We start from the raw sequence: 24434 nt of genomic DNA, 5'->3' as shown, positions 1-24434 counted from the left end.
TATACTAGTTACAAAGAAGGAGGCGCCTGACAGAGTGAAACAATCAGAAATATGTCCAAGGTTCGAAAAAGCAATCGGCATCTTAAGTCAACGATGGACAGCACTCATCATCTATCAATTGCTTTCCGGTCCACAACGAAACTGCACCATCAAAGACGCAATCGGCATCAGTGGCAGACTTCTCTCAGAGAGATTAAAGGATCTTGAAGAAGAAGGAATCGTAAAACGAGACGTTTACCCTGAAACACCAGTGCGTATAGAATATTCTTTAACGAAAAAGGGTTACTCTTTAGAACCTTTAATGAAAGATATAGAGAAGTGGTCCCAGGAGTGGATTGAGAAGGAATGAAAACTCGTCAGGTTATTGGCGGGTTTTTTTGTTTGTGTTTTCGGGGTGGGCTTTCATCGAATAATAGGATGTATTGTGTTCCTTTTTTGGTGCCTGTTGTGGGGAGATTTAGGGATTGGAGGAGTCTTTTTGCAACATGAGAAGAATTGATTTTCAAAAAATTTCTTAGTTCCGCGTTATTTATTTTAGGACCAATCAAAAGTTCATAGTCTTTGAGGGCTTGGATGTGAGCATTAATCTTTTCATTTTTACAATTCATACAAAGCCATTTGCCATGTTTCCTTGCTAACGGCCGATAATTGCACTCTTCACATATGACCCCCTTTAATAGCTCACCCTCTGTAATGTTAAATCTCTCTAAGACAGAGAAATCAGGCTCTTCGTGTTGTCTTTTTAAGCTGCGAATGATTTTTTTAATTTCTTTAGGCGCGGCCTTCTCTTTTCGAAGAGAGTTCTCAATATATCTCACCTTGTCCAATAGAGAACTTCGATGGATGACGATTTTTTGAAGGGTTTTGTTATCTAGAGAGGTTTTAATGATAGTCCGATCGTTGCCCATGACTACGCAAGAAAAAACGGGGATGGAGGGCAATCCATTCTCTTTTAACCATTTCAATAGCTGACTTTCTTGTCGTTTGATTTGGATCGTAGGGTCCGGTAAAGCTGACTCAAATCCATCTTTTGTTTGAATAAGTTGATTGAAGATAGGGTCGAAGTAAGCAGTGCCAGCAAGGTATTTGACTTCAATATTGAGGATGAATTTGGTTGTAATGGGTAGGGTGTCGATTTGAAAAAAGCTATCTTTGCAGGGTAATCTGAGATCGTGGAGAATGTAGTATTTTTTAGGGTCTAAAAAGCTTAAAGTGTAATCTAGTGCTTTCTCTCCTTTGAATCCTGCCATTCTTTTACCAAGTTCTTCGGATATCAGAAGGAGTTTAGGGTGGTTGAGGGGAAGTCTGCGGAGTAAAGCTTGTAACATCAGGATGATTCGAGGTATTATTCGTTCTTTTTCGATCATTTTATCACTCCAATCGGGTTTTATATTACATGTATTCTCCATAAACTGCAGAAAATCCTGCTTCGAGATGGTGGATTTGAATTTTATCAGCGAAATATTATATTTATCAGCGAAATTCACGATTTATCAGCGAAATTCCCATTATATCAGCGAAATCTCAATTTTATCAGCGAACGCCCTTTTCCTCCAGATACCCTCCCCTTACCACACCAAAAAAAATCATTCCCATTCCCCTCCACCCATAGTATATTTAGAGAAGCGAAATAACTTGACTGCGAGGGACGGACCTTTATGTGGAAAAATAAAAATGTATGGATATTATTGATAGGTGAATTTATAGCAGGTCTCGGATTGTGGTTAGGGATTATCGGTAATCTGGAGTTCATGCAGGAAAAGGTGCCTTCTGATTTCCTAAAGTCGGTGATTCTGGCTTCTGGACTGCTTGCGGGTCTTGCTGTTGGACCTTTAGCCGGCAGGATAACGGATCAGGCGAATAAGAAAACGGTGATGCTTATCTCAGGCTTCACCAGGGCATTAAGTGTTGTTTTCATGTTGATTGCGATCAATACAGGCTCGGTGCTGTGGATGGTCGTTTTCTTAGTGAGCATTCAAATTTCTGCCGCGTTCTATTTCCCTGCTCTTCAAGCCGCCATCCCCATGGTGGTGAAAGAGAAGGAATTGCTTCAAATGAATGGGGTCCATATGAATGTGGCCACCCTTTCAAGAATACTTGGTACGGCGTTAGCTGGAATTCTATTGGTGGTTATCTCCTTATCGATGCTCTACCTATTATCATTAGTGGCCTATTTAGCACTATTCGTCATGACCTGGTTCCTTACAATTGAAGAAACGTCAACTTCCAAACAGCAAGGTGAAAAAACAAAAGGGGCGGGCTTCAATGAAGTATTCCCTGTCATTAAAGGGCTGCCCATCGTATTTATGACCCTTGTGATGACGTTGATCCCCCTGCTGTTTATTGGTGGATTCAACCTGATGGTTATCAACATCAGCGAGCTACAGGATAGCTCAGCTATTAAAGGTTGGATCTATACCGCCGAAGGGATTGCCTTTATGACAGGTGCTTTTGCTGTAAAGAAAATGGGTGAAAAGGTGTCACCCTACAAAATCTTATTCTTCTTCAGTTTCGTCATCGGCATTGCGCAACTGCTCCTTTATTTTGCGACCAGCCCGTTTTTATCTGTGCTGGCATTTACTGTTTTTGGTTTTGCAGTAGGATGCTTTTTCCCGACGGCTGCCACGATCTTTCAAACGCGGGTGCCAAAAGAATTTCACGGCCGTTTCTTTTCGTTTAGAAACATGCTCGACAGACTGATTTTCCAAGTTGTGCTCCTCTTGACAGGACTGCTATTGGATCTTGTGGGACTGCAGATCATGACCGTATTATTCGGATGTTTATCCCTCTTTATGACAGGACTTTTTTACTCAAGATATCGACAGCTTAGAACGACCACTTTATCGGAACAGGCTGTTAATCAATGAGAAGCTCACAAAAGTGAGCTTTTTTTGTATAAGAATGAGAATTATTATCAATACTATATAAAAAGAAGACAACCACGCCTATGGTTGCCTTCTCTCTTCATTACATACCAGGATCAAATGTTTTACAATCCGTTTCTTCACTGTTGTGGGCTTTGTTTCCTTTGTGACTGACAACGAAAATCTGGTCGGCAGAGCACTTTTTGCCTTCACGGTTGTATTTGCAGTTGCTTACTTCACATAGTACGTCTTGAGCCATTTTCAAACACCTCCCTTATTATCTTTAGAGTGTACTTTCCCCCCCTGTTTCATACCTGATTTGTGGATAAGAATCATCATATACCTGAAGCTTTCACCATATAATCAAAGAGATATGTTTGATATGAAGGGAGAATCTTTAGTATGGAGCAGAGGCGTCTTTACCATGTTCAAAATCTTGCATTTGAAATCATGGATCAAATGAATACGGATAATGAATGGAAGAGGACAGATCATTTAAAGCATGTGATCGATCATTTATCTCGTGCAATTGGTAGTCTTACAGATCCATCAGGGACTTTCTCTATTGATTATGTTGAAGAAAAAATTGCCACCGCCCATTATATATTGTTTAAAAACGAGAAAAAAGTCGCCCGAATACATTTTGATAAACAATCAGCATCCGCTTTAATTGAATGAGAAAGAGGACTTACCGAAATACGGTAAGTCCTCTTCTTCTGTTTAATGCTTCTTTTGAAAAAGAAATTCTATTTCATTGTTTGCACAAACCTCCACAAATGGACAGCTCAAACATACTTCCCCATTCGGTTTGGTAATGGATGATAGTGGTGCAGACAGCATATCTTTTAATTTCTCTATGTAAGACAAACCTTTCTTCATTTCTATCTGAGAAGGGGAATGGACGAATTCTTCTCCATTTAACAAGGAAACGATTCTTATCGACGAAGGAAGTCTTCCAAAAGATCTTTCACAGAAAACCACCGTCAAATAATAATACAAGGTAATCATTTCGTGATTTGTATCGACAAGATACTTGGTGACTGTAAACGATTCTTGTTCCCATTCTGCCACTTCTATCGTGAGGGATAAGTGAGTTTCAAGCTCTTCGAAGTATTGTTGAAACTTTTCATTAATAAAAAGAGGTGGTAATGTCCCATAGTTCTGAGTTAAGTCCTGCATTAAATAATCCGTCACTTTCGCCACCACTAAGTAATAATCTATCTTTGAATCAAAGATGTTTGTTTTAACAGAGGAAAGGTGCTTCTCAATGATTTCAAGTGCTTTGATGGGCGTCCTCATTTTGACGGGAAGCATAAAGAAGTCCTTCACTACCTGGTTCACAATGAACTGCATAACCTTTTTCCATTCAACTTTACTTGCTTCTTCACGCTGGATGTAGTGATAGTAAAACTTGTGGGGACAATTGATGAATTCTTTTAGATGTATATCCGATAATGTTTTAATCGAAAGTGAATAGTTCACGAATGCCTCTCCTTTCTCTAGCCTTCTTGTTTACTGAACAAGAGCTCACTAGCAAATGTGCGCCCAAATTCTTTACACGCCTCCACATCTTCATCCTCTGGTGTTAATTCCACTTTCAAACCATTATGAATCAAACGGGCTCCTCTTTCTTGCAATTTCTCATTTAATAAATCCACCGCTGCCCCGTACTTAGGATAAAAAGAATCACAGGACCCGAAGCTTGCGGCAATCTTAAACGTTAAATCCACATCGTCCATGTCATCGTAAAACTCCTCAACTTCATAAGGGAGTTCTCCATCCCCCCAAGTATATGCACCTAACAGGATTCCTGCATATTTCTCAAGGACCTGAACATTCGGGCAGTCATTTATATCAATTACATCGATTTCAGCTCCGGCTTCCTTCACACCTGTCTCGATGGCCGTCGCCATTTCTTCTGTATTTCCACTCATGCTTGCATAGATCATAATTATTTTTTTGGTCATGATAAACCTCCATCGCACACCTAATTGATAATAATTATCATTATCACTATATGTAAACCATACAAACTTTCCTTGTATTTGTCAACAACTAATTGAAAATTATTCTCAATTAGACAAAAAAAAACATCCCTCTCATGAAGGATGCTTTCCTACTCATTTATCTACAATTCCAATACGCTCGCTTTCTGATTTTCAACATGATTCTCATGTATGGTTGCTTTATAAACCACTATCGTGACGAAAATCACTCCACTGCAAATGATATACAAAGCAGAAAATCCAAGCTGAAACGAAAAGACTCCCAACACAAACGATCCCACGGCAATCCCCAGATCGTAAAAAATAAAGAATGTTGCGGTCGCATGCCCCGTCCTTTTTTTTGGTGCGGCCTGTATGGACATCGTCTGAAAGCTTGGAAGAAGTGCCCCATATCCGAGTCCGATGAGTGTTCCAGCAATCAATAATAGAACGACGGAGTGTGTGACACTCAACAAAATCAAACCAATGGCAAAAATAAATAAGGATGGATAGATGACTGCATCCGGTCCTGATCGGTCGAATAAACGTCCTGTAAATGGGCGTGAAAGCAACATGGCCGCTGCGAAAACAACGAAAAATAAGCTGACTGATTCAAATAAACCGATGGATTTGGCGTAGACCGAAATAAACGACATGATGCCTGAGTATGCAAATGAGGTTAAAAATCCTACAAGTGCAATCGGGATCGCTTTAACTTCCACCAAATCCTTAAAGGTTAAGCGTCTGGAGTCCATTGTTTCAACCACATCCCCCTCCATGACCTGAATGCCGAAAGAACAAATGAATCCAATGACTATGACGAATGCAAGCCCCAAGAACAAGGTCGTATATGGAATCCACTGAATAAGGGCTAACGAAATGAACGGTCCGACGACAACAGCCAAGTTCATCGACATAGCGAAGTAACCCAGCCCTTCTCCCTTCCGATGAGGGGGAATCATGTCTGCGGCGATCGCGACTAAAACCGTCGAGCTGATACTAAACCAAATCCCATGAAAAAAGCGAAGCCCCATTAACAGATAAAAATCATTGACCCAAAAGTACAAGAATGAGGAGATGCCAAAAAATAAAACGCTGATGATGAGCGTTTTGCGTTTCCCTAACCATTCAATCATTTTACCGGAAAATGGTCGGACAATGATCGCTGATAATAAAAAGATGGTAGTAGCGAGTCCTGCCTCCCCTTCCGTTCCTTGAAGTTCATCGATCACGTAAAGGGGCAGGACCGTTAACAACGAATAAAATACAAGAAATATAAGAAAGTTGTTTACTAGTGCCATAAAAAATGGTCGTGTCCATATAGTTGATGGAGTTGAATGACTCATAAAATTCTCCTTCGTTTAATTAGTTGTTATACTAATTATATCCACAACATGTATATTTGTAAATGTAGTTGTTGTGACAAGTAATTTCGTTTTCTTTTATTAAACCTCTCTAAAACCCTCCATTTCATGTATGATAAAAGGAAGAAAAATTGAATGCAGTAGGTGAAAACAGTGACTATGTCCCGCGATGAATCTATCGGCTTGTACACGAGCCATACAGTGAAGAATATTATTCGATTCCTTACCCTGCATCTGAAGGAATTTGATGTTACGCCCGAACAGTGGACGGTTCTAAAGCGCTTAGCGGAACAGGATGGAATCAGTCAGAAAGAACTTGCCATCAAATCAGAAAAAGATCAGCCAACCCTGACGAGAATCCTGGACATCTTGGAACGGAAAGAACTGATATACAAACAGAGGAACCTGGAAGATAGAAGGTCATTTTTAATTTTTATCTCGCAGAAAGGCATGTCTGCCAAGGATGAGCTGTCCCCTTTTATAGAAGGTTTATACGACGGAACGATTCTTAAAGGTATATCGGAGGAGAATTTAGAAGTATATAAGAGCGTCCTTTCCCAAATGAATGAGAACATTTCAAGAAAATAAAAACCATTACTTAATAGGAGTGTGACCATGAAAAAAATACCGATTGCCCTGCAAATGTATACTCTGCGAAATGAAACGGAAAAGGATTTTACAGGGACACTTCAACAAGTGGCCGGGTTGGGATATGAGGGTGTTGAGCTGGCCGGCCATGGCGGGTTATCCGCGAAAGAACTTAAGGGCACACTCGATAGTTTGGATCTCCGTGTCGCTTCAAGTCATATTCCTCTCTCTGAACTGAGAAACGATGTCCAGAAAGTGATTCATGATCAATTGGAGCTGGGCAGCAGCTATATTGTCTGTCCTTATCTTCCACCTGAAGAGAGAACAGAGAAGCATTATGTTCATTTGATTGATGATTTAAATTCAATTGGGGAATTATGTTTTAACGAAGGGATCACCCTTTGCTATCACAATCACGATTTTGAACTAACCACCCTATCGACGGGAAAACCGGCACTGGAAATGATTTTGAATGAAACGAACCCTCACTGGGTAAAGGCAGAGTTTGATATTTACTGGCTGACCTTTGCTGGAGAAAAGCCGGTGGAATGGTTGAAACGATATCAGGGACGAACCCCTCTTGTACATTTGAAAGATATGACGTTGGACGGGGAACGATTTTTTGCTGAACTGGGAACGGGAGGTGTGGACCTCGCTTCTGTTCTCGACTATGGTATCCATAGTGATGTGGATTGGTGGATCGTCGAACAGGATCAGTCCAGGATTTCCCCTATTGAAAGCGTCAGGATGAGTTTGGATTATTTGCGTCAAAACAACATATAATGTAAAAAGGAGAGCCTGACCAACAGGCTCTCCTTTTTACATTATATTATTTTGGCCACTATTTTCCCTTTCACATGGCGTTCTGATAAACGGCTCAATGCTTTAGGAACTTCTTCAAGTCGGATGGTTTCTTTCAGCATCGCATCTAATTTTCCTTGTTCCAATAAGGAAAGCATGTCATCCCCGATGACGGCAAAATCTTTCTGAGCGATGACATCATTTGATTGGTGTGCTGCCGCCAGGGCAATCTCATGGTAAGAAACCACTTTAGTGAATGATTTGATTTTGGTGAAATCAGGCGCACCAGCAATGTATACCATGTGACCCATGTATGCCAGAGCATCTAGAGAGTCTGTTGCACTCTGTCTGCTGACCGCGTCCACCACGGCATCCACTCCCCGTCCATTGGTTATTTCCAACACTTTTGCATTCACGTCTTCTTCAAGATAATCGATGACGAAATCTGCCCCGAGGGATTTTACATATTCATGATTGTGACCGGAAGCAGTGGATATGACAGTCTTACCTGCAAGTTTCGCAAGCTGCACGCCAAACCCTCCTACTCCACCGGCACCGCCATGGATCAGAATTGTATTTACCTGATCGAACGGTAATTTACGATGAAGTGCCTGATAAGCTGTGTAACCTGCCGTCGGAAGAGCCCCAGCATCTTCAAATGACACACTTTCAGGAATGCGTGAAACGGTATGCGCATTGATAATCGCGTATTCCGCATATCCTCCTTTTTTGGTAAAGTCACCGTGGTAAACGACTCGATCTCCCTTCTTCCATTCGGTCACTCCCTCACCTGTTCTACTACCACTCCTGCCACATCAAGACCGAGAATATGCGGATAGGACCAGGCAGGCATCCCATTGGTCGCTGTCTTATAATCAACCGGATTCAACCCGACTGCATGGACTTCCACAAGAAGTTCTCCCTTTTGTGGCGAAGGTGTTTCGATTTCCTCCACCTTCATGTCTTTCCATAAACCTTTATCGTGTAAAAGTAATGCTTTCATATCTATTCATCTCCCATTAGAGTTTATAATTAATTTTTGTATATGGTATATAATATATACTATATACTTGTTACACAAGCAGGCACTATTTAGTATCCTAGTTACCGTTTAGAAACCAAGGAGGTACTCAAATGAAACAACTAAACCCCGAATACCAATGCGCCATTGACTTGGTCATCGATGTTATAGGAGGTAAATGGAAAGTACTCATACTGTGGAATTTAAACGAAGGGGTGAAGAGATTTAACGAATTGAAGCGTTCTCTCCCGAACATCACTCAAAAAATGCTTACCCAGCAGCTTCGGGAGCTGGAAGAGCACGGCCTGGTCACGCGGACGGTCTATCAGGAAATCCCGCCGAAGGTCGAGTATTCTACGACAGATATGGGGAAGAAGCTGCAAACAACTCTTTTTGAAATGTGTAAATGGGGCGATGAGTATGCGGAGCAAAAAGGGATCGAGATGAATCGCTGTTGGACGACTTATAATTTTATGGAGAATAATCAGTAGCACTAAAAAGGACTTGTCACAGAAGACAAGTCCTTTCATGATTATTTGGATAGAATCTGCCTGAGAGCCTTTTCCAATGTACCATATTGAAAAACGAATCCTGCTTTTTCCAACCGTTCCGGAATGACCCATCTGCTTTTCAGGACCAGTTCGGTTTCTGTTTTGATTAACAAGGCACCTGCTTCAAGCATCCATTTAGGGGTCGGGAGCCCTATCTTCTTGTTCATAACGCTCCTTACGTGTGCCATCAATTCACGGTTGGTGACTGGATTTGGAGATGAACAGTTAAACACTCCATTTAACTCCTTCTCTTCATTCAGAAAAAGAATGATCTGAAACAGATCTTCTACATGGATCCAACTGAATCTCTGATCGCCAGGCCCCTGCACACCTCCCAGACCAAATTTGACCAGATTCTTATATGGTGTCATCACACCGCCATCCGGCCCTAATACGATGGCGATTCTCAAAGCCGCCTGCCTGGTTGCTGGTAATGAAAAAGAGAAGAATGCTTTCTCCCATTTTTTTGCTACTTCAACAGAGAAGCCCGTACCGATATCTCCATTTTCCTCCGTCATGGGCCGGTCCTCTGCATGACGATAAATCGTTGCAGTGCTGGAATTGATCCATAAAGGAGGTGGATTCTGACACTGTAGAAGGGCATTCCCCAATATTTTCGTTGTTTCCGTCCTGGACCTGAAAATTTCGTCTTTATTTTTTTCATTGTAACGGCAGTCGACTGATTTTCCTGCAAGATTGATGAGCATATCCGCATCTTCTAATGACTGAACAATGTCATTGGGACGATCCCAGGAAACATGGGGAGACTGTCTTGAAATGATGGTCACTTTATAGCCCTTCTCAAGGAATTTCTTTTGAAGATACTGGCCGATAAAACCTGTTCCCCCCGCTATGACGATTTTCTTTTCCACAGTATCAACTCATTTCATTTGTGAATTTCTTCACATTTATCATACCAAATCCTGTAACAAAACCAAACTGAATCTTTCCTTATTCCACCATGTACCTGAACACATGAACCACTATGTAAACTCGTTTTGGTAATGGAGGAATTCGCAAAATAAAACAGAATGGAATTCAGTTGGACTAATTTTTTCCCTTACAAACAAAGCCTGCGATCAGATTTAAGATCGCAGGCTTTTTCCTTTTTAAAAGGTCTTGAAGCAAAGGTTTGTCAACTCTATATTCCCTACAGTATTCAACATCTTTTCCCAGGAAATGATGTCGGTTGACCAAGGTTGGTGTCGTTAAAATACACTTTATGTATTTTTCAGGATAACCAATATATGTGATTTTCTATCCGTTATCCCCGCTCGAAAGGCAGCGTCATGCACCTGATCCCACCACCGCCCTTTTCAAGCTCATTCACATCCACTTCAATCAAATTCTTGCCTTTCAATTTCGGGTGATCTTTCACTATTTTTTTACTCGCTTTCGTGCTTACCAAAAGGGTTTCGGGGTCAAGATTTAAGAAATTAATATCAGCAACCGTATGCTTTACGTCATCCGTCCATAGAACCTCAAAGCCCTGGCGCTTAATAAATTCCTCCATCATCACATACCGGCCACCCTTTTCATTGATGATTTGTACTGGGAAAAGTCTCATATAACTCTTCGCAATCATCAGGTCTGACCCGGCCACATTGCAGTTCATATCCAAATGCATGGTTTCCCCCGTTCGAGGTAGATCGATGATTCCAATCTCAGAAAATCCTGCTTGAAAGACTTTCTGCTTTATCTTCTCTATACTTTCAATACTTGTACGCATTCCCGTATTGATAAAGACAGCGTCTTTATTCAAAACGAATACATCACCGTTTTCCAATGCCTTCAAACCATTATTATCGCTGATTGAAAACGTCTTTTCGTCCAACCACGATTGAAACAGCTCATGACTATGAATGTATTCAGGGGCTCTCATTGTAATCCCCGCATCTCCTGGAATCACAGTATTTCCGTACACACAGGCCAAATCGCGTACAAATACCCGGTTGATCAGCTGGTGATTGAGTGCAGCATTCTCACCCGTCAGGTATTCAGAGTAATTAATGACCGTTACCCCCGCGTCTTCCATCGCCCTGATCATTCCCACGTGGTTTTCTTGAGCTTTTTCCTGGTTAACGGGCTTCTCCCATCCCACATAATCCGCGGTTCTTTGATCGGGTACATCCGATGTAGAAGGCGAACACACCAACACCGTCTTTAATTCTCCATGTTCACTCCAGCAATTCGGATTAATCTTCAAGATGATCCAGCCTCCTTAGTTTCAGTCATCCTTACTTTTTCCTTTCCCATGGAAATCATTCTGTTCGCTTCACATAATTCATGAGTCCCAATGTCAAACTATGAAGGTTAAAGGTCAGGTGAAAACGTATGAGTAAGTGTACAAATCAAACGAATCTATCATGGTGGCAGCTTTCCTTGATTGGAGTGGGCTGTATCATCGGAACAGGGTACTTCCTGGGGTCAGCCATCCCCATTCAAAAGGCGGGCCCCTCCGTTCTGATTGCCTATTTAGTGGCCGGAATTGGAACATGGATGGTGTTTCAGGCCCTTGCAAAGTTAACGGCCCATCATCCTGAAAAGGGGTCCTTCCGTACTTATGCAAAGCAGGCTTACGGATCATGGGCAGGGTTCAGCAACGGCTGGGTCTATTGGTCGGCAGAAATGCTCATCATGGGGAGTCAACTAACCGCTCTTGCTCTCTTTGCCCAATTCTGGTTTCCTACTATTCCTCTGTGGATCTTCACCGCAGTATTTGCAGGTCTTGGATTATTGATTATCCTGATGGGTGTGCAGAAAGTAGAGCAAATGGAGAATCTGTTTGGAATCATGAAAGTAGCGGCCATCGTGATGTTTGTCATTATCGCTTGTGCTTCCATGTTCGGGTGGCTAGGTATCGGTGGGGCGGCTCAGCAGCTTCAATCTCCATTAAAAGAAGTTCTTCCACAAGATGGGAAAGGGCTTTGGCTCGCCCTTCTTTTTGCCTTTTATGGATTTGGGGGAATTGAAGTGATGGGTTTAATGGCTCAGGAGCTCAAGGATCCCAAGGAGGCACCAAAGTCCGGGAATATCATGCTTCTCATTTTAACGATCCTTTATCTTTTATCCTTTTATCTCGTATTAAAGCTCGTTCCTCTAGGCAGGATCGATTCGAATGAAAGTCCATTTCTTACGGCCCTTAAACAATATGACCTTCCCTGGATCCCGCATGTATTCAATGCCATTCTGATTATTGCCGGGTTCTCCACCATGGTCGCTTCTTTGTACGCGGTCACGACGATGCTCGTGGCATTGGCAGAAGAAGGAGATGCTCCGAAGGTTTTCGCCAAAAAAGGGAAAATGAAGGTTCCCCTGCCTGCTTTCGGACTCACCACCCTGGTTGTCGCTCTTTCGATTGTGATTGCCATGCTCCTGCCGGATAAACTATTCGAGTATGTCACTACAGCGGCGGGGCTCATGCTCCTTTACACATGGATATTCATTCTCGCTTCCTTTCACAAGCTGATGAGCAAAACCGGTTGGGACCGCATCCAAACACTCTTTGCTCTCACTCTCATTTTATTGGCCATCAGCGGTACACTACTTGATCATGTGAGTCGCATAGGGTTCTTTGTAAGCATCGGATTCATCATGGTGATTGCGATAGCGACATTCATAAAAGGAAAAAGAGCTAAAGCCGGAACGCTTTAACTCTTGATTTTCTTTTGGCTATTTAAAAATGGACATTTCGAAAGTGAAGAATCGTCGTCACTAAGATAATATTGTTTCCATTCGTAGTTATCTTCCTGCCCATACCATTTCAGGCTTGGATGCGGCTCTGCCTCATCATATTCAATAAGACGCTTCCGAATGACTTTCTTTAATTTCTGTCCGAATGCAGTGGAAGAGTTAATTTCATCAAACACCCATCGGGGCTGGAAGGCTACAAGAAAGTAGGGAAAGTGACGGCTTTTCCTTACGATGTGAGCCGGTGTTGCACAGAAGGCAAAATACGGTTCACCCTCAAAACAAAACTCCCATGTATGATGATGGGGATCCTTTGCTATACCGTCCGGCCAAGGTGTTTCATCTAATTCATGTATCCTATTTAATAGAGTCCAGAATATATGTTGATACGAATCAATGGAATGGCTGTCTTCCCCTATTCCTTCTGAATTAAAAAACACGACAAGAGATGCGTAAGTCCCTGTATCCCTTGAGATTTTTCCATATTGTTTGAGCAAGCCCGCCAGCTCTTCAGATGCCGCTTCATTCCTCGGATCATCTGCAAAGCCGAAACGTAATGTATCTGACTGAAAGCCTTGTTTTCCAGGCACACATGGATAGGGATGATGTTCGTCGGACATCACAGCCGAGAAATGATTATAGGCTGATTGCTGCCAGTTTGTAAGTTCATCCATGTGTTGATCGATCCAACTTTTCGAACGTAACATATAGCCGATCCCTCCTAAAGATTACACATTTATCCTATTAGGAGGGAGCCTTATGGGTGTCTGTCTAGCCGAACAATAAACGGCAGGCGTTCACACCAAAATAAATACCGAATCCCATCAAGATGAATCCGGAAATGATGGAGATCAATCGCAGGATCCGGGGACTGACCAGCTTTCTCGCACCCGTCGCAACACTTGCCATCGTCAGGTCCCAAAGTGTGATCCCGAGAAATATCCCCATGCTATACAGAAATAGTTGCCCCGCTTCATAAGAGCTTGAAGTCTGAGCCAGAATAGAACCATAGATTCCTAGCCAGAATAAAATACTTAATGGATTTGAAATTGCCATAAAAAAGCCTGTACGAAACGCTTTCCCTTTCGTTTCGTATGGATCACCACTTGAGGATGAGGTGAGGGAACCCGACTTTAAGATGCTTTCAATCCCAGTATACGTCAGGACAAAAAAACCAAAGGCCCATAAAAATAATTTTATCAACGGGGTATCAACGAATTGAGCCAGTCCAAAATAAATGAGGAGCATAAATACTCCGTCTGCCACCATGCCGCCTACTCCCACAAGCCAGGCGTGGAAGAACCCGAAGCGAATCCCCTTGTCCAATTGAGCGGCATTAATCGGTCCCATGGGTGCAGACAGAGATAATCCCAAAACGATATAACTCAGAAATATACTCATTCTAAGACCACCTTCAAAATGACTTCTTCCTATTGTATTCGGACAGGCCGGTGAGTATTAAACCATTCTGGGGTGAAGAAATACATAATTGACAAATATGTGGTTATTCTAATCAACGATGTCACTTAAATAGGAGGAAAACACTCATGCAAAATCAACCTAATATGCCGCCTCAACCGGGAACTCAAATGCCACCCAATATGATGAATAACCAAAGTAAAGATCATGGTGGCCATGAACTATTTGATGCCCACGAAATTATTGCCGGGATCATCAGCATGCTGGATCAGTATCAAATGTATGATCAACACATCCAGGATCCTGAACTTAAGGATATTCTAAAGAGGCAGTCAACTTTCGTGACGACTATGTATAATACGATTGTGGGAAGCTTTACTACAGGGCATGACCCTGCTGTACCAACCCAACAATACAAAATGACCCAATCCCACGCCACTACTTATGGGGTAAAACCAGGAACACCCAAAAAACCAAACCAATCCGTCAATGAGCTTTCAGATAAAGGCTTGTCTGCTTATATGCTTGGACAAACGAAATCTCTGGCCACCCTGCTTGCCATGACGGCTCTTGAAATGACAAATCCCGTATTACGCCGCGTTGTGGCAGACAGTGTACCGAACTTCATTGAAATGAGTTATGAGATTTTCCTCTATCAAAACAAGCATGGCTATTATCAGGTTCCTCAGCTAAATGAACAGGATATGACGCTTATGCTGCAAAGCTATACGACAGTTCCACAGCAGACCCCCCCTCAATAAGCTGCTATTTACGCCTGCGCCTTCTTTGGATGCAGGCTTTTTTATGTCCCGGCTCGTCTGATGAACCGACTTTTTCACATGTACATAGACTAAGAAAGAAAGTGAAATTGGGAGGTGTTTGAGTTGGTACACACAGTAAAGACAGGAGAAACACTTAGTCAGATATCAAGGGACTACCGGACTCCCTTGGCCGTCATCCTTAATGCTAACCCAGGTATTGACCCAGATAATATTTATCCCGGACAAACGATCACCATACCGGGGATTCCTGACGCTACTGCGAATCCCTACCGTATTCAAGTCTCTGTTAACAACCGCTGGCTGCGTTTATTCAAAGACGGCATCCAAATCAAGCAGTACCCCATTGCAGTGGGTAGAGTACTCTTCGAAACCCCAATTGGGGAATTCATCATCATTAATAAAGCACCGAATCCCGGTGGCCCCTTTGGAACGATGTGGATGAGTTTATCAAAAGAGAGTTATGGGATCCATGGAACAAATGACCCCAGTTCCATTGGGAATGCCGTGTCCAGAGGGTGTATACGCATGTATAATAAAGACGTTGAGGAGTTGGCAGGCCTCATTCCGATCGGTACACCTGTGTTGATCAGTCCATAGAAGAAGTGTATAGGGATGCCTATACACTTCTCCATTTGGGAAGTGGTGACAGTCAGATGGCATCACCACTCTTTCCTTTATAAGACAGCTCTCTTTGTTTCTATATAATCCAGTCCAAAGTGCATATGAAGGACTCTGGCCGCCTTTTCCACATCCCTTTTTTCCACAAGAGCACTTAATCCTACTGAAGATTCCCATATAGACACCTTTGAAATATGGTAGTCATGAAAAACGTTGGTAACCTTCTCTTTCACCTCATGGGATGAGTTGATGCGTCCAATCACAGATACTTTAGATAGATCTTCTCTTTGTTCTATATGGGAGTAGGCCTGATTATATTGTTCGACGATTCTCTTTACTGCTTGAAAATCCTGTTCTTTAACGATGAGGACAAGGTTTTCCCCGTACTTTACTATTTCTGTCTCGATATGGTGTGAATCGAGATCATAAAGAATCAATGACTCTCCTCCCTGGCAATCAAATATTGTGAGAACAGAGATGTCTTCCTGATGGGCCACACCGACTATTGAAGCATTTCTATGAGTTTTCCCACTGATCAAGGTTCCACGCCCCTCATTCAAACTGGAACAAACAACAAGCGGCACGTGATGTTCCCTCGCATGTTTGATGGCTCTTGGATGCAGGACACCCGCTCCCATGGTGGCTAAGCGCAGCATCTCCTCATAGGAGAGGGTATCAATTTTCGATGCCCGGGGAACGACCCGGGGATCCGATGTATACACACCATCCACATCTGTATAGATATCACATCTGACGGCTTTTAACGCCGATGCAAGAGCAGCTGCCGTCGTATCCGAACCGCCCCTCCCTAATGTGGTCACCTCTCCTCCTTTCGTAATCCCTTGAAAGCCGGCTACTACGACGATTCGTCCGTCTGATAACTCCGATTTGATCCGATGCGTATCGATTGAGGTAATCTTCGCATTTCCGAATACTCCGTCGGTTCGGATCCCCGCCTGCCTGCCTGTCAGCGACACTGCTTCTACTCCTTGATGTTCGAGGGCAATCGTCAAAAGGGCAATCGTCACCTGCTCCCCAGTGCTTAAGAGCATATCCATTTCTCTCTTGCTTGGCTCTGTGGAAAGTTCCCCTGCCAATTTCACGAGGGTATCAGTCGTTTTATTCATAGCTGAAACCACTACGACAACGTCATGCCCCTTTTCTTTTTCTTTCAAGACATTGAAGACCATCCGTTTGATTCGATCTGTAGAACCAACAGAGGTTCCACCAAACTTTTGAACAATAATACTCAAGTGATCCCCCTACTTTCTATCAGACCTTTTTTTGAAGCTATTTTTCACTAATGGCTGCTTTCCGCTCCTGGTGCTCGCTTCCCTCGGGAGTCAAGCATCTGCCGCTCCAATCAACATCGTGATAAACATTTCCTTTAAACAAAGATCGATATGATACTTGGTTAATACTTTTTTTATGAAACGGCGACGCCAGTTTTCACCTCATTTTCCAACGGAATTTCTTTTAGAATAGAAACGGCTTGAATATCGTCATGTGTCCTTAGAAGAGTTTGAAGTGTGTCTTTGCTACCTTCAACAAAAACATACAAGTAATCGTCCAGCTGAATGCGATCCTTTAATGTAAACGATGGGATCCAGCTTTGATAATCTTCATTTTCACGGATCCTCAGAACCCATTGGTGGCTGCTCTCTTGATGAACTTCCCCGGTGCTCACTGTGCTTTGGGCAGAGTCCGTATACTTCCGTTCTATCAATGAAAGAAAATCCTCTACCATGGCGCTTCCGGTAGGTAATTTACCGGCCCCGGGACCCAGCAGGGTGATCCTGCCTACAAGGCTGCCCTTTAGCGAGATGGCATTTTCCACATCCTCCACACCGTAAAACGGATGGGTGTCATGGACAAGGATTGGTTCGACTTCACCCGTGATATGATTTGAAGAATCCCGTTCAAGGGAACCTACATGCTTAAATCGCAATCGAAATGATTCCGCTGCTTGAAGCCATTCTGCAGTCAGGTGTGATATTCCTTTTCGTCTGATATCCTTCCAGTCCGGCTGCTTGCCAAATGCCGTTTGACTTAAAATGAGAAGTTTATAGAAAGCATCATAGCCTTCAATATCACTGGTCGGATCAGCTTCAGCATACCCCTTCTCCTGGGATTGCTTTAACGCTGTCTCAAAGGAGATTCCACGTTTTCTCATTTGCGATAAGATGAAATTGGACGTCCCATTCAGAATTCCTTGAACCCGTTCAATCTCATTCACCTTAAGAAGCTGCCTGATACTGCCGATCACGGGAATCCCCCCCGCTGTCGTCGCTTCGAAACCTATGGTTACCCCATTATTTCTCGCCTTTTCCAATAGATCCGGACCATATTTAGCAAACATGGCTTTATTTGCTGTGACAATATGAATTCCCTTCTCGATGGCTTTGGTTAAATACGTATGACCCGGTTCTTCACCTACGATTGCTTCAAAGATCACATGAAGATCCGGGATATCCAGAATTTCTTGAAAATCCGTTGTGACCTTAATGGACGAATCAATGTTTCGTTGTTTAACAGGATCCTTAATAAGGATGGCCCTTACCTTTACCTCTTTACCGAGGACTTCCCTTATTCTTTCCTGATGGGTATCAATGGCTTCACAGACTCCTTGCCCGACTGTTCCAAACCCCAGAAGTGCCACATTTATCGTTGACATGCTTCAGCCTCCTAAGTATCTTTTTTTCAATTTTTCACTTGCTTGATTCATTCCTTTGAAGATCCACCCTGAGAGTCGAAGAGAGCAATGTGGGAAAGAAAGAGGGTATACAGAAAAGCCCTCTTCTTTTTAAGAAGAGGGCTAAATAATCATGCTCCTCCCCTTATCTTCCAGATCCGTATAGATCTGTAGGAATTGGCACCTTTACAGTCTGATCCTGTAGGTTGCCGGGCTTCATCGGGCCTATCCCTCCGCCGCTCTTGATAAGAGATATATCGTTTCGTTTTGGTATTACTTGCTATTTGAGTATGAATTGGATTATATAGGGGATTCATTCCTTCGTCAATACCATTTTTGGTATTTTTAAAAAATTCTTTCTAATGTCAATGGGTAGGGTAATTCCTATTGGTTTACTTGAGATTCGACTCCATCTACGAGCCTATAAATCTAATTTGCAGAGAGACGTTTTAACATGATCTGGCAGGGAAAACTAATCCATATCCCTTTATTTGAAAGGAACCGAATCTATTATGCTGAAAAAAGTGCTTCCCTTATCCATCAGAAAATATCTGCTCATGTCAAAACGGCAACGAATGCGTGAGATCCGACTGAACATTTGGTATATGCCATTCTTTTATATTTGTTTTTCCATACTCCTTGTAGCACTCACCCTCTACTTAGATCTGTATGCAGACATTTCTCAGTATACACTCGATTTTTTAAGTATGGATGCATCTGTTACACGCATGCTTGTCAGCACACTCATCGGGGCCATCCTGACGCTCAGTGCTTTCACCTTGAATTCACTGCTTGTTGTACTCACGATGTTCAGTGGTCAATTTTCGCCAAGGATGCTCCTTGATTTCATTTCGGACAAACAAACGCAACATGCCCTCGGAATTTTCAATGGCAGCTTTGTATATGTACTGCTTCTCTTTCTTTTTATCGGAGATTCAAAGAAAGAATTGTTTGTTGCTGCCCCGACCATGACGATCGGACTTGCATTCCTTACTGCTGTCACTTTTATCTTTTTCATTAATCATGCGTCTACTTGGATGCAGGTACACAATATCACGTACAATATGAAGCAGGTTTCTGAGGTGATGATCAATCAAACGCTGAAACATGACTTAGAAGCCCACAGAACTAGAAACACCGGCGATATAATGGAGCACCATAAGGAGAATATCATTCATGTGAAGTCAAGAGAGTCGGGATATATACAGTTGATTGATTTTCATGGAATGATTGAAGCGGCAAAAAATGATCAACTTGTCATACAGCTCCACTATAAAGTCGGGGATTATGTTTTGGCGGGGAATGAATTGGTGAGCATTTGGGGACCTGAAACCAAGGATATTTCTACTAATCACTATCTCGACTTTATCGAAATGGGCCATAAGGAGACGGAAATTCAAGACCTGCAAATGGGAATTCATAAGCTAGCAGAAGTAGCAATCAAATCCCTTGGAAATGATGATCCTAAAACAGCCTCCAATACGATTGATCAAATGGCCGATCTGATGATAACAGTTGAAGATCACCTATCCTTCACCCCGTATTTAATCGATCAAGAAGGAAAAATACGAGTCATTCTCCAGACAGAAGCATTTGAATACTATCTATATCGGGGATTTGGCTATATCAGGCATTATGCAAAAGAAAATCATCTCATCATTACTGACATCGTTCGGGCACTCGCTCTTATTGCAGAGTCCATTGACCCCTCTAAGCACAAAGCCATATGGGAATTCGCCTGTAATACCATTGATCATATTGAAAGGGAGGTCATTTACGAATTAGATAAAACCTTTCTTCTGCAGGAAGTTCATAAGCTGGCACGTCTAACTGAAAACCTTAGAGAATATAAGAAAATCGAAAGTAAATTCTATCCTTCTGCTAATAAAAACACGTAAAAAGCTTCATCTCTAAAAGAGATGAAGCTTTTTTACCAGGAATTAAATCCATGTTTCGACGATACTGGAATCTTCCCCTTGTGCTTTCGGTACTAGCGAGAAACGTTCTGGAATTTCACTTCTGATTGCTTCTAATGTAGGTCTCATCAAAATATAATGAGTGGGCTGATTGACATCGAATAGCCTTGCTACAAACATGCCTTGATAATCTTTGGGACTGGAATAAATACAGATGATGGGCATTTTATAATCACTTAATGTCACCTCATCAAATGATGAAATTAATCGATCCGGGTTTTCCATCAAATCTCTCCTTTCTGTGTCATTTCTAATCATATTACCGTCAGCTTAAAACGCATTCTTTTCTTTTTGCCTCTCTACCATCCATTCGATTATGATTGTAGAGCTTTTGAATGTAATAGTTGCACTTAGCGTATTGCCCTTCTTTCTTCAATAGAGGGATGATGACATTCTCTATATATTGATAATATGCTTCTTCTCCCTCTTGGACCCTGATCTCAAGCATCGTAAAAAAAGTTTCCATTTGGGGATTTTTCATATCTGTCACAGATGCCTGTCCTTCTTCTATTAAACTTGCATATTTTTCATTATTTGCTGAATCGTCTACATTCATGGAACTATCAATATAACCAAAGAGGCTGTTTAAATATATATCTCTATCAGACTCATGCTTTAATAATCCATATGCCATTTGAAATGCATCTCTCGCCTTTCTATCCTCCATTACGTCTCGATAAAGATTCCCTAAATTCAGATGAAGAACGGCTTTTCTTTTATGATCATGGAGATTATCACAATGTTGGATCAACTCGTCATATTTCTCTACTAACGACGCCAGACTCGCTCCTTCGCTTCTGCCTTCCGCTACCAACTGAATCGTAGCAGCATCTACGCACCTTGTAAAATTAAACGTTTCCTTGAAATAGTTCAGAGCCAGCTGACTATATCGTAGGGATTTGTCAAGTTGCCCAAGATCTTGATAGCCAACTGACATGTGATAATAGGCTTCAGGATTGGAATAAATATCCCGATCTATTTTCTCCAAATACGTTATGGCTGTTTGCGGATTTCCTTTTGCAAGCTCATACATGCCTTTTATATGATAATATAACTGAAAATCATAATCGAACATATGGAAGGACAGACGTTTATTAGAAAACTGACTTAAATAGAATGCAGCTTCTTTAACCTCCCCTTTCATAATAAAGTACCTTGCTTTCAGTAGCTTAAAGGTGCCATTAAGGGTTTCAATTTTGATTAATGGATTTTGTTCAATGGTCTCCTTCAATAATTCAATCTTTCCATTTACTTGCTTAATCATGACATCATGCCACAATTCCAAATCTAATCGTAATTTTTTATACGCCTTTAACTCTTTCTCCACGTTCATATTTAGCCTTTGATTGAACAATTCGATTTTATCTTTCGTAATCTGCAAGTGTCCGCTTTCAATTTTACTGATATGGCCAGGTGTACAAATTCCATCCCCTACCTGTTTCTGGGTCATCCCCTTAAAGATTCGATAATATTTAATAAATGTCCCAATGTGCATGATTTAACCTCCAGGGTGACGTAGTATACGTTAATTCAGTACATCCAAATTTTTTATTTCAATATAGGTTATACTCCTATTATACTAATAAGTGATCATGAAAAAATTGGGGTTTTCAGCAGGTTTCCTAAAGTCTCAAATAAAACTATTTACCCGCTTCTTTTTACTTACACCCCTACTTTATTGACTATTAAAAGGAAATTACAAAGAAATATCGGCAATAAATCTTATATATTTGAAAAACTTTCAATTATCTGGCTTTTTGGATAAAAATAGTTTAGGTCTTTTAGTCTATTCTATTTTCCCGATTGCTTGCACATTTTTTATGCTATTTTCCGAAAATGATTGTGGCTTTTAAAATTAGAAAAAAAAGATAGCCGGCGCACCTGACTGATTCATGGTGTGCCGGCTATCTTTTTTACATTTGATCTGAAGGTTGGATAGGAGGATCCAACTGGATTTCCTGGTCTGGATAAATCCTGGAAATAACGGAAGAACCCATTAATCTCTTAATTTCATTTGCCGGTAATTCTATCGACACCCCATTAAAGGCTGTTTTATACCTGTGTTTGATACGATATTCCACTTCATTATCATCCAGGAAGGCATGAAGTTCTTGCTCGAAAGCCTGATGACTCTGTTCAACGTGTTCCTTGGCTTTGTCCAAGGTCATATCCACGCCTTGAGCTTCTGCTTCCAGAACGGCTATTTTTGCAGGTTTTGTCTTAAACTCAATAATAACGGAAACAACCTTCTCACTTGAAAGATTAATGGATGGATCAACCTTGACCGCCGAATTCATCGTTTCTTCCACCGCCTCATCCTCATTCTGATAGGTACTTTCCCCTGGATCTGCCTGACATCCTCCTATGACCATCATAAAGACCAGGAAAAGGACTCTCCAGTAGCACTTCTTCATTAACATTCGATCTCCTTTATTTAAGAGTTTTAAAAAAAAAGACAATCTATCAGGATTGTCTCCTTTCGATTGCCTTTTCAAACGTTATTCACGAAGTTATTCTATTTTAGAGATTCGTTAGTTTTTTGCACCATCATCCATTTGCTTGGCTGTTACATTCAAATTCGATGTATAGGTAATTCCTTGATACTCATTACCTGCTTTTTCGTCCAGTTTGATTGCGAAAGAAAGGTCAATGTATTGGTCATCATTTAATTGCCAAAATTCATGCTTCTCGCCCTCTTTAGAACCGTCCCCAAGTACCATCTTGGCTTTCCCGCTCATGCCTTTTGCAGCAGGTTGTGCCTCTTCCTCTACAAATCCGACAACCATTTCAACTCCAGGAGCGATCGCTTTGGACATAGATCTAACTTCATTGGTTGTCCCATTGAATAACTCATCTAAGTAGATTCTTGATTCTTCCAGGATGTCGTCTGTCATTTCTTGTCCTTCAGAGAACTTATAAGCGATATATCCTACTTTATAGGCATCTAAAGGTACATCTGCACTGAGAGACTGGTTATAGGTAGCTTTAAGATAAGCATCCATATCACCTGTGTTTTCAATCTTTAACCATTCACCGTACTTTAATTGTGAAGGGGCAAACCCAGTAGCTTCGATGATCTTGGTTTCCATGTCTTGTGAGTTGTTGATCTCCAATGTACCGTTTGTGATCTCTCCTGTGGCATTTGTCTCGGATGTGAACCAAGAATATGTACCAAAGCTTCCAGATACTACGATTGCTCCTACTAATGCGCTTCCCAAAAATGCATTCTTCAACTTAAACATGTCAATCCCCCATTATTTATTATGATTTGGTATACTCCTCTTGCTTCTTCGGTTTGATTTTTTCATAAACCGTCAAACACACATACCCCGTTAATGGAACAATGATGAAAAGTAAGAAACCCATCGGTCCCTTCGTATATTGAGAAAGGAAACCGAGATTTGGAATATGAAAGAGTTCCTTCCCTACGATTTCATTTGCCGTTGTAACATCTTCATCCACCGTATTGTTGTTATCACCTTGAGTATAGAAGTGCTTTACTCCGTCTTCTCCAACAATGGAGGTGATTCTGTGAGTGATCAGGTTTTTCTCCTGGTTGTAATAGGAGATGATATCTCCTTCTTTAAGATCATCCGGATCCATCTCCCGGGTAATGATTACATCTCCAGCCTCAAAGGTAGGAGACATACTATTCGACAATACGGTTAACGGCTTGTATCCAAAAAAGGATAGCGGTTTATTGCTGTTCAGGCTTATGAAGATGGAAACGATGATCATCATGATGAGTAAAAAGATTACGATTGGAATGGCTTTTTTGACAATTTTCACTACCTGCTCCATTTCTCACCCTCTATTCTGGTTGTGCTGTATAAAAATAATTGGTCTAGCAAAAGAAGTTCCCCTAATCAGAATTTAAGTAAGATTCTGATTTCTGTCTTTATTATGACATAGCTGTAAGCCTTGGTGTATTGGGGTTTACACATGATTAAGCTTTCGTTTTCATAGGTATTACTGCCTGATTTATTCTATCTTTGAAAATGAAGAAGTTGCTTAATTCTTACGAAAAATCAGATAGTGTGATAAAATAACCAGTCTTTTTTCACTACCTTAATCCCCCAACTA

The 24434-nt window shown here is 41.6% G+C and carries 26 protein-coding genes, 1 pseudogene and 1 riboswitch; of the genes and pseudogenes, 10 read left to right on the top strand and 17 right to left on the bottom strand.

All coding sequences use genetic code 11. From position 1 onward, the window contains the following. Positions 1-34: 34 nt before the first annotated feature. Entirely contained in the window at positions 35-349 is a 315-nt protein-coding gene (locus Q1B03_RS16030) for a helix-turn-helix domain-containing protein (RefSeq protein ID WP_299743473.1), read from the top strand. Between the two features lie 7 nt (positions 350-356). On the opposite strand, the gene Q1B03_RS16025 is transcribed toward Q1B03_RS16030, so the two are convergent. Further along, positions 357-1367 carry a nuclease-related domain-containing protein gene (locus tag Q1B03_RS16025; RefSeq protein WP_299743470.1) on the bottom strand — a complete coding sequence of 337 codons (1011 nt, stop codon included), beginning with the start codon at positions 1365-1367 and terminating at the stop codon, positions 357-359. A 291-nt stretch (positions 1368-1658) separates the two neighbouring features. Between Q1B03_RS16025 and Q1B03_RS16020 the strand changes: the two genes are divergently transcribed. Next, positions 1659-2867, top strand: a complete 1209-nt coding sequence (locus Q1B03_RS16020; RefSeq protein WP_299743467.1) for an MFS transporter — start codon at positions 1659-1661, stop codon at positions 2865-2867. A gap of 100 nt (positions 2868-2967) precedes the next feature. On the opposite strand, the gene Q1B03_RS16015 is transcribed toward Q1B03_RS16020, so the two are convergent. Then, complete coding sequence (locus Q1B03_RS16015) at positions 2968-3123, bottom strand: DUF1540 domain-containing protein (RefSeq protein WP_082051198.1); 156 nt, start codon at positions 3121-3123, stop codon at positions 2968-2970. Positions 3124-3266: 143 nt separating this feature from the next. Here Q1B03_RS16015 and Q1B03_RS16010 point away from each other — a divergent pair, with 143 nt between their 5' ends. After that, positions 3267-3542 (top strand): hypothetical protein, encoded by a 276-nt coding sequence (locus tag Q1B03_RS16010; protein ID WP_299743462.1) that lies wholly within the window; start codon positions 3267-3269, stop codon positions 3540-3542. A 42-nt stretch (positions 3543-3584) separates the two neighbouring features. Here the strand turns inward: Q1B03_RS16010 and Q1B03_RS16005 are convergent, their stop codons facing one another. The 3 genes from Q1B03_RS16005 to Q1B03_RS15995 all read right to left on the bottom strand — a co-directional run bounded on the left by Q1B03_RS16005 (position 3585) and on the right by Q1B03_RS15995 (position 6195). Beyond that, positions 3585-4346 carry a hypothetical protein gene (locus tag Q1B03_RS16005; RefSeq protein ID WP_299743459.1) on the bottom strand — a complete coding sequence of 254 codons (762 nt, stop codon included), beginning with the start codon at positions 4344-4346 and terminating at the stop codon, positions 3585-3587. A gap of 17 nt (positions 4347-4363) precedes the next feature. Further along, positions 4364-4831 carry a flavodoxin gene (locus Q1B03_RS16000; RefSeq protein WP_299743456.1) on the bottom strand — a complete coding sequence of 156 codons (468 nt, stop codon included), beginning with the start codon at positions 4829-4831 and terminating at the stop codon, positions 4364-4366. A gap of 161 nt (positions 4832-4992) precedes the next feature. Further along, positions 4993-6195 (bottom strand): MFS transporter, encoded by a 1203-nt coding sequence (locus Q1B03_RS15995; protein ID WP_299743453.1) that lies wholly within the window; start codon positions 6193-6195, stop codon positions 4993-4995. A 177-nt stretch (positions 6196-6372) separates the two neighbouring features. Between Q1B03_RS15995 and Q1B03_RS15990 the strand changes: the two genes are divergently transcribed. Further along, the gene (locus Q1B03_RS15990) at positions 6373-6801 is read left to right on the top strand and encodes a MarR family winged helix-turn-helix transcriptional regulator (RefSeq protein WP_299744006.1); all 429 of its coding nucleotides are present in this window, start codon (positions 6373-6375) and stop codon (positions 6799-6801) included. A 27-nt stretch (positions 6802-6828) separates the two neighbouring features. Continuing rightward, positions 6829-7584 carry a sugar phosphate isomerase/epimerase gene (locus tag Q1B03_RS15985; protein WP_299743450.1) on the top strand — a complete coding sequence of 252 codons (756 nt, stop codon included), beginning with the start codon at positions 6829-6831 and terminating at the stop codon, positions 7582-7584. A 41-nt stretch (positions 7585-7625) separates the two neighbouring features. On the opposite strand, the pseudogene Q1B03_RS15980 reads toward Q1B03_RS15985, so the two are convergent. Next, positions 7626-8605, bottom strand: a pseudogene (locus Q1B03_RS15980) (zinc-binding dehydrogenase). Between the two features lie 131 nt (positions 8606-8736). Between Q1B03_RS15980 and Q1B03_RS15975 the strand changes: the two are divergent. Beyond that, positions 8737-9114, top strand: coding sequence for a helix-turn-helix domain-containing protein (locus tag Q1B03_RS15975; protein ID WP_299743447.1), 378 nt, complete (start codon positions 8737-8739; stop codon positions 9112-9114). 41 nt (positions 9115-9155) lie between these two features. Here Q1B03_RS15975 and Q1B03_RS15970 read toward each other — a convergent pair whose 3' ends face one another. Beyond that, positions 9156-10046, bottom strand: a complete 891-nt coding sequence (locus tag Q1B03_RS15970) for a TIGR01777 family oxidoreductase (RefSeq protein WP_299743444.1) — start codon at positions 10044-10046, stop codon at positions 9156-9158. A gap of 392 nt (positions 10047-10438) precedes the next feature. Further along, positions 10439-11380 (bottom strand): arginine deiminase family protein, encoded by a 942-nt coding sequence (locus tag Q1B03_RS15965; RefSeq protein ID WP_341356925.1) that lies wholly within the window; start codon positions 11378-11380, stop codon positions 10439-10441. Positions 11381-11508: 128 nt separating this feature from the next. Between Q1B03_RS15965 and Q1B03_RS15960 the strand changes: the two genes are divergently transcribed. After that, on the top strand, positions 11509-12828 hold the full coding sequence (locus tag Q1B03_RS15960) for an amino acid permease (RefSeq protein WP_299743441.1): 1320 nt from the start codon (positions 11509-11511) through the stop codon (positions 12826-12828). Here the strand turns inward: Q1B03_RS15960 and Q1B03_RS15955 are convergent. Further along, positions 12825-13571, bottom strand: coding sequence for a YqcI/YcgG family protein (locus Q1B03_RS15955; protein WP_299743438.1), 747 nt, complete (start codon positions 13569-13571; stop codon positions 12825-12827). The genes Q1B03_RS15960 and Q1B03_RS15955 overlap by 4 nt on opposite strands. Positions 13572-13635: 64 nt before the next feature. Beyond that, the gene (locus Q1B03_RS15950; RefSeq protein ID WP_299743435.1) at positions 13636-14265 is read right to left on the bottom strand and encodes a LysE family transporter; all 630 of its coding nucleotides are present in this window, start codon (positions 14263-14265) and stop codon (positions 13636-13638) included. Positions 14266-14411: 146 nt separating this feature from the next. On the opposite strand from Q1B03_RS15950, the gene Q1B03_RS15945 reads away from it, so the two are divergent. Further along, positions 14412-15044 (top strand): spore coat protein, encoded by a 633-nt coding sequence (locus Q1B03_RS15945; RefSeq protein WP_299743432.1) that lies wholly within the window; start codon positions 14412-14414, stop codon positions 15042-15044. A gap of 123 nt (positions 15045-15167) precedes the next feature. After that, complete coding sequence (locus tag Q1B03_RS15940) at positions 15168-15662, top strand: L,D-transpeptidase family protein (protein ID WP_299743429.1); 495 nt, start codon at positions 15168-15170, stop codon at positions 15660-15662. Between the two features lie 77 nt (positions 15663-15739). Here the strand turns inward: Q1B03_RS15940 and Q1B03_RS15935 are convergent, their stop codons facing one another. Both Q1B03_RS15935 and Q1B03_RS15930 read right to left on the bottom strand, forming a co-directional pair. Continuing rightward, complete coding sequence (locus Q1B03_RS15935) at positions 15740-16936, bottom strand: aspartate kinase (RefSeq protein ID WP_299743427.1); 1197 nt, start codon at positions 16934-16936, stop codon at positions 15740-15742. A gap of 173 nt (positions 16937-17109) precedes the next feature. After that, on the bottom strand, positions 17110-18357 hold the full coding sequence (locus Q1B03_RS15930) for a homoserine dehydrogenase (RefSeq protein ID WP_299743424.1): 1248 nt from the start codon (positions 18355-18357) through the stop codon (positions 17110-17112). Between the two features lie 160 nt (positions 18358-18517). Further along, positions 18518-18627: riboswitch (SAM riboswitch) on the bottom strand. Positions 18628-18887: 260 nt separating this feature from the next. On the opposite strand from Q1B03_RS15930, the gene Q1B03_RS15925 reads away from it, so the two are divergent. Continuing rightward, the gene (locus tag Q1B03_RS15925) at positions 18888-20273 is read left to right on the top strand and encodes a DUF2254 domain-containing protein (RefSeq protein ID WP_299743422.1); all 1386 of its coding nucleotides are present in this window, start codon (positions 18888-18890) and stop codon (positions 20271-20273) included. 42 nt (positions 20274-20315) lie between these two features. On the opposite strand, the gene Q1B03_RS15920 is transcribed toward Q1B03_RS15925, so the two are convergent. The 5 genes from Q1B03_RS15920 to Q1B03_RS15900 form a co-directional block, all read right to left on the bottom strand. After that, positions 20316-20576, bottom strand: a complete 261-nt coding sequence (locus tag Q1B03_RS15920; protein WP_299743419.1) for a hypothetical protein — start codon at positions 20574-20576, stop codon at positions 20316-20318. 40 nt (positions 20577-20616) lie between these two features. Continuing rightward, the gene (locus Q1B03_RS15915) at positions 20617-21846 is read right to left on the bottom strand and encodes a helix-turn-helix transcriptional regulator (protein ID WP_299743416.1); all 1230 of its coding nucleotides are present in this window, start codon (positions 21844-21846) and stop codon (positions 20617-20619) included. Between the two features lie 418 nt (positions 21847-22264). After that, entirely contained in the window at positions 22265-22765 is a 501-nt protein-coding gene (locus Q1B03_RS15910) for a protease inhibitor I9 family protein (protein WP_299743414.1), read from the bottom strand. 117 nt (positions 22766-22882) lie between these two features. Further along, complete coding sequence (locus tag Q1B03_RS15905; RefSeq protein WP_299743412.1) at positions 22883-23593, bottom strand: hypothetical protein; 711 nt, start codon at positions 23591-23593, stop codon at positions 22883-22885. A gap of 19 nt (positions 23594-23612) precedes the next feature. Next, positions 23613-24152 carry a signal peptidase I gene (locus Q1B03_RS15900; RefSeq protein WP_299743410.1) on the bottom strand — a complete coding sequence of 180 codons (540 nt, stop codon included), beginning with the start codon at positions 24150-24152 and terminating at the stop codon, positions 23613-23615. Between the last annotated feature and the right edge of the window lie 282 nt (positions 24153-24434).

Source organism: uncultured Rossellomorea sp. (assembly GCF_947488365.1).
Lineage (GTDB): Bacteria > Bacillota > Bacilli > Bacillales > Bacillaceae_B > Rossellomorea.
Note: the sequence above shows the minus strand (reverse complement) of the source record. Positions and strands in the feature narration are given on the sequence as shown.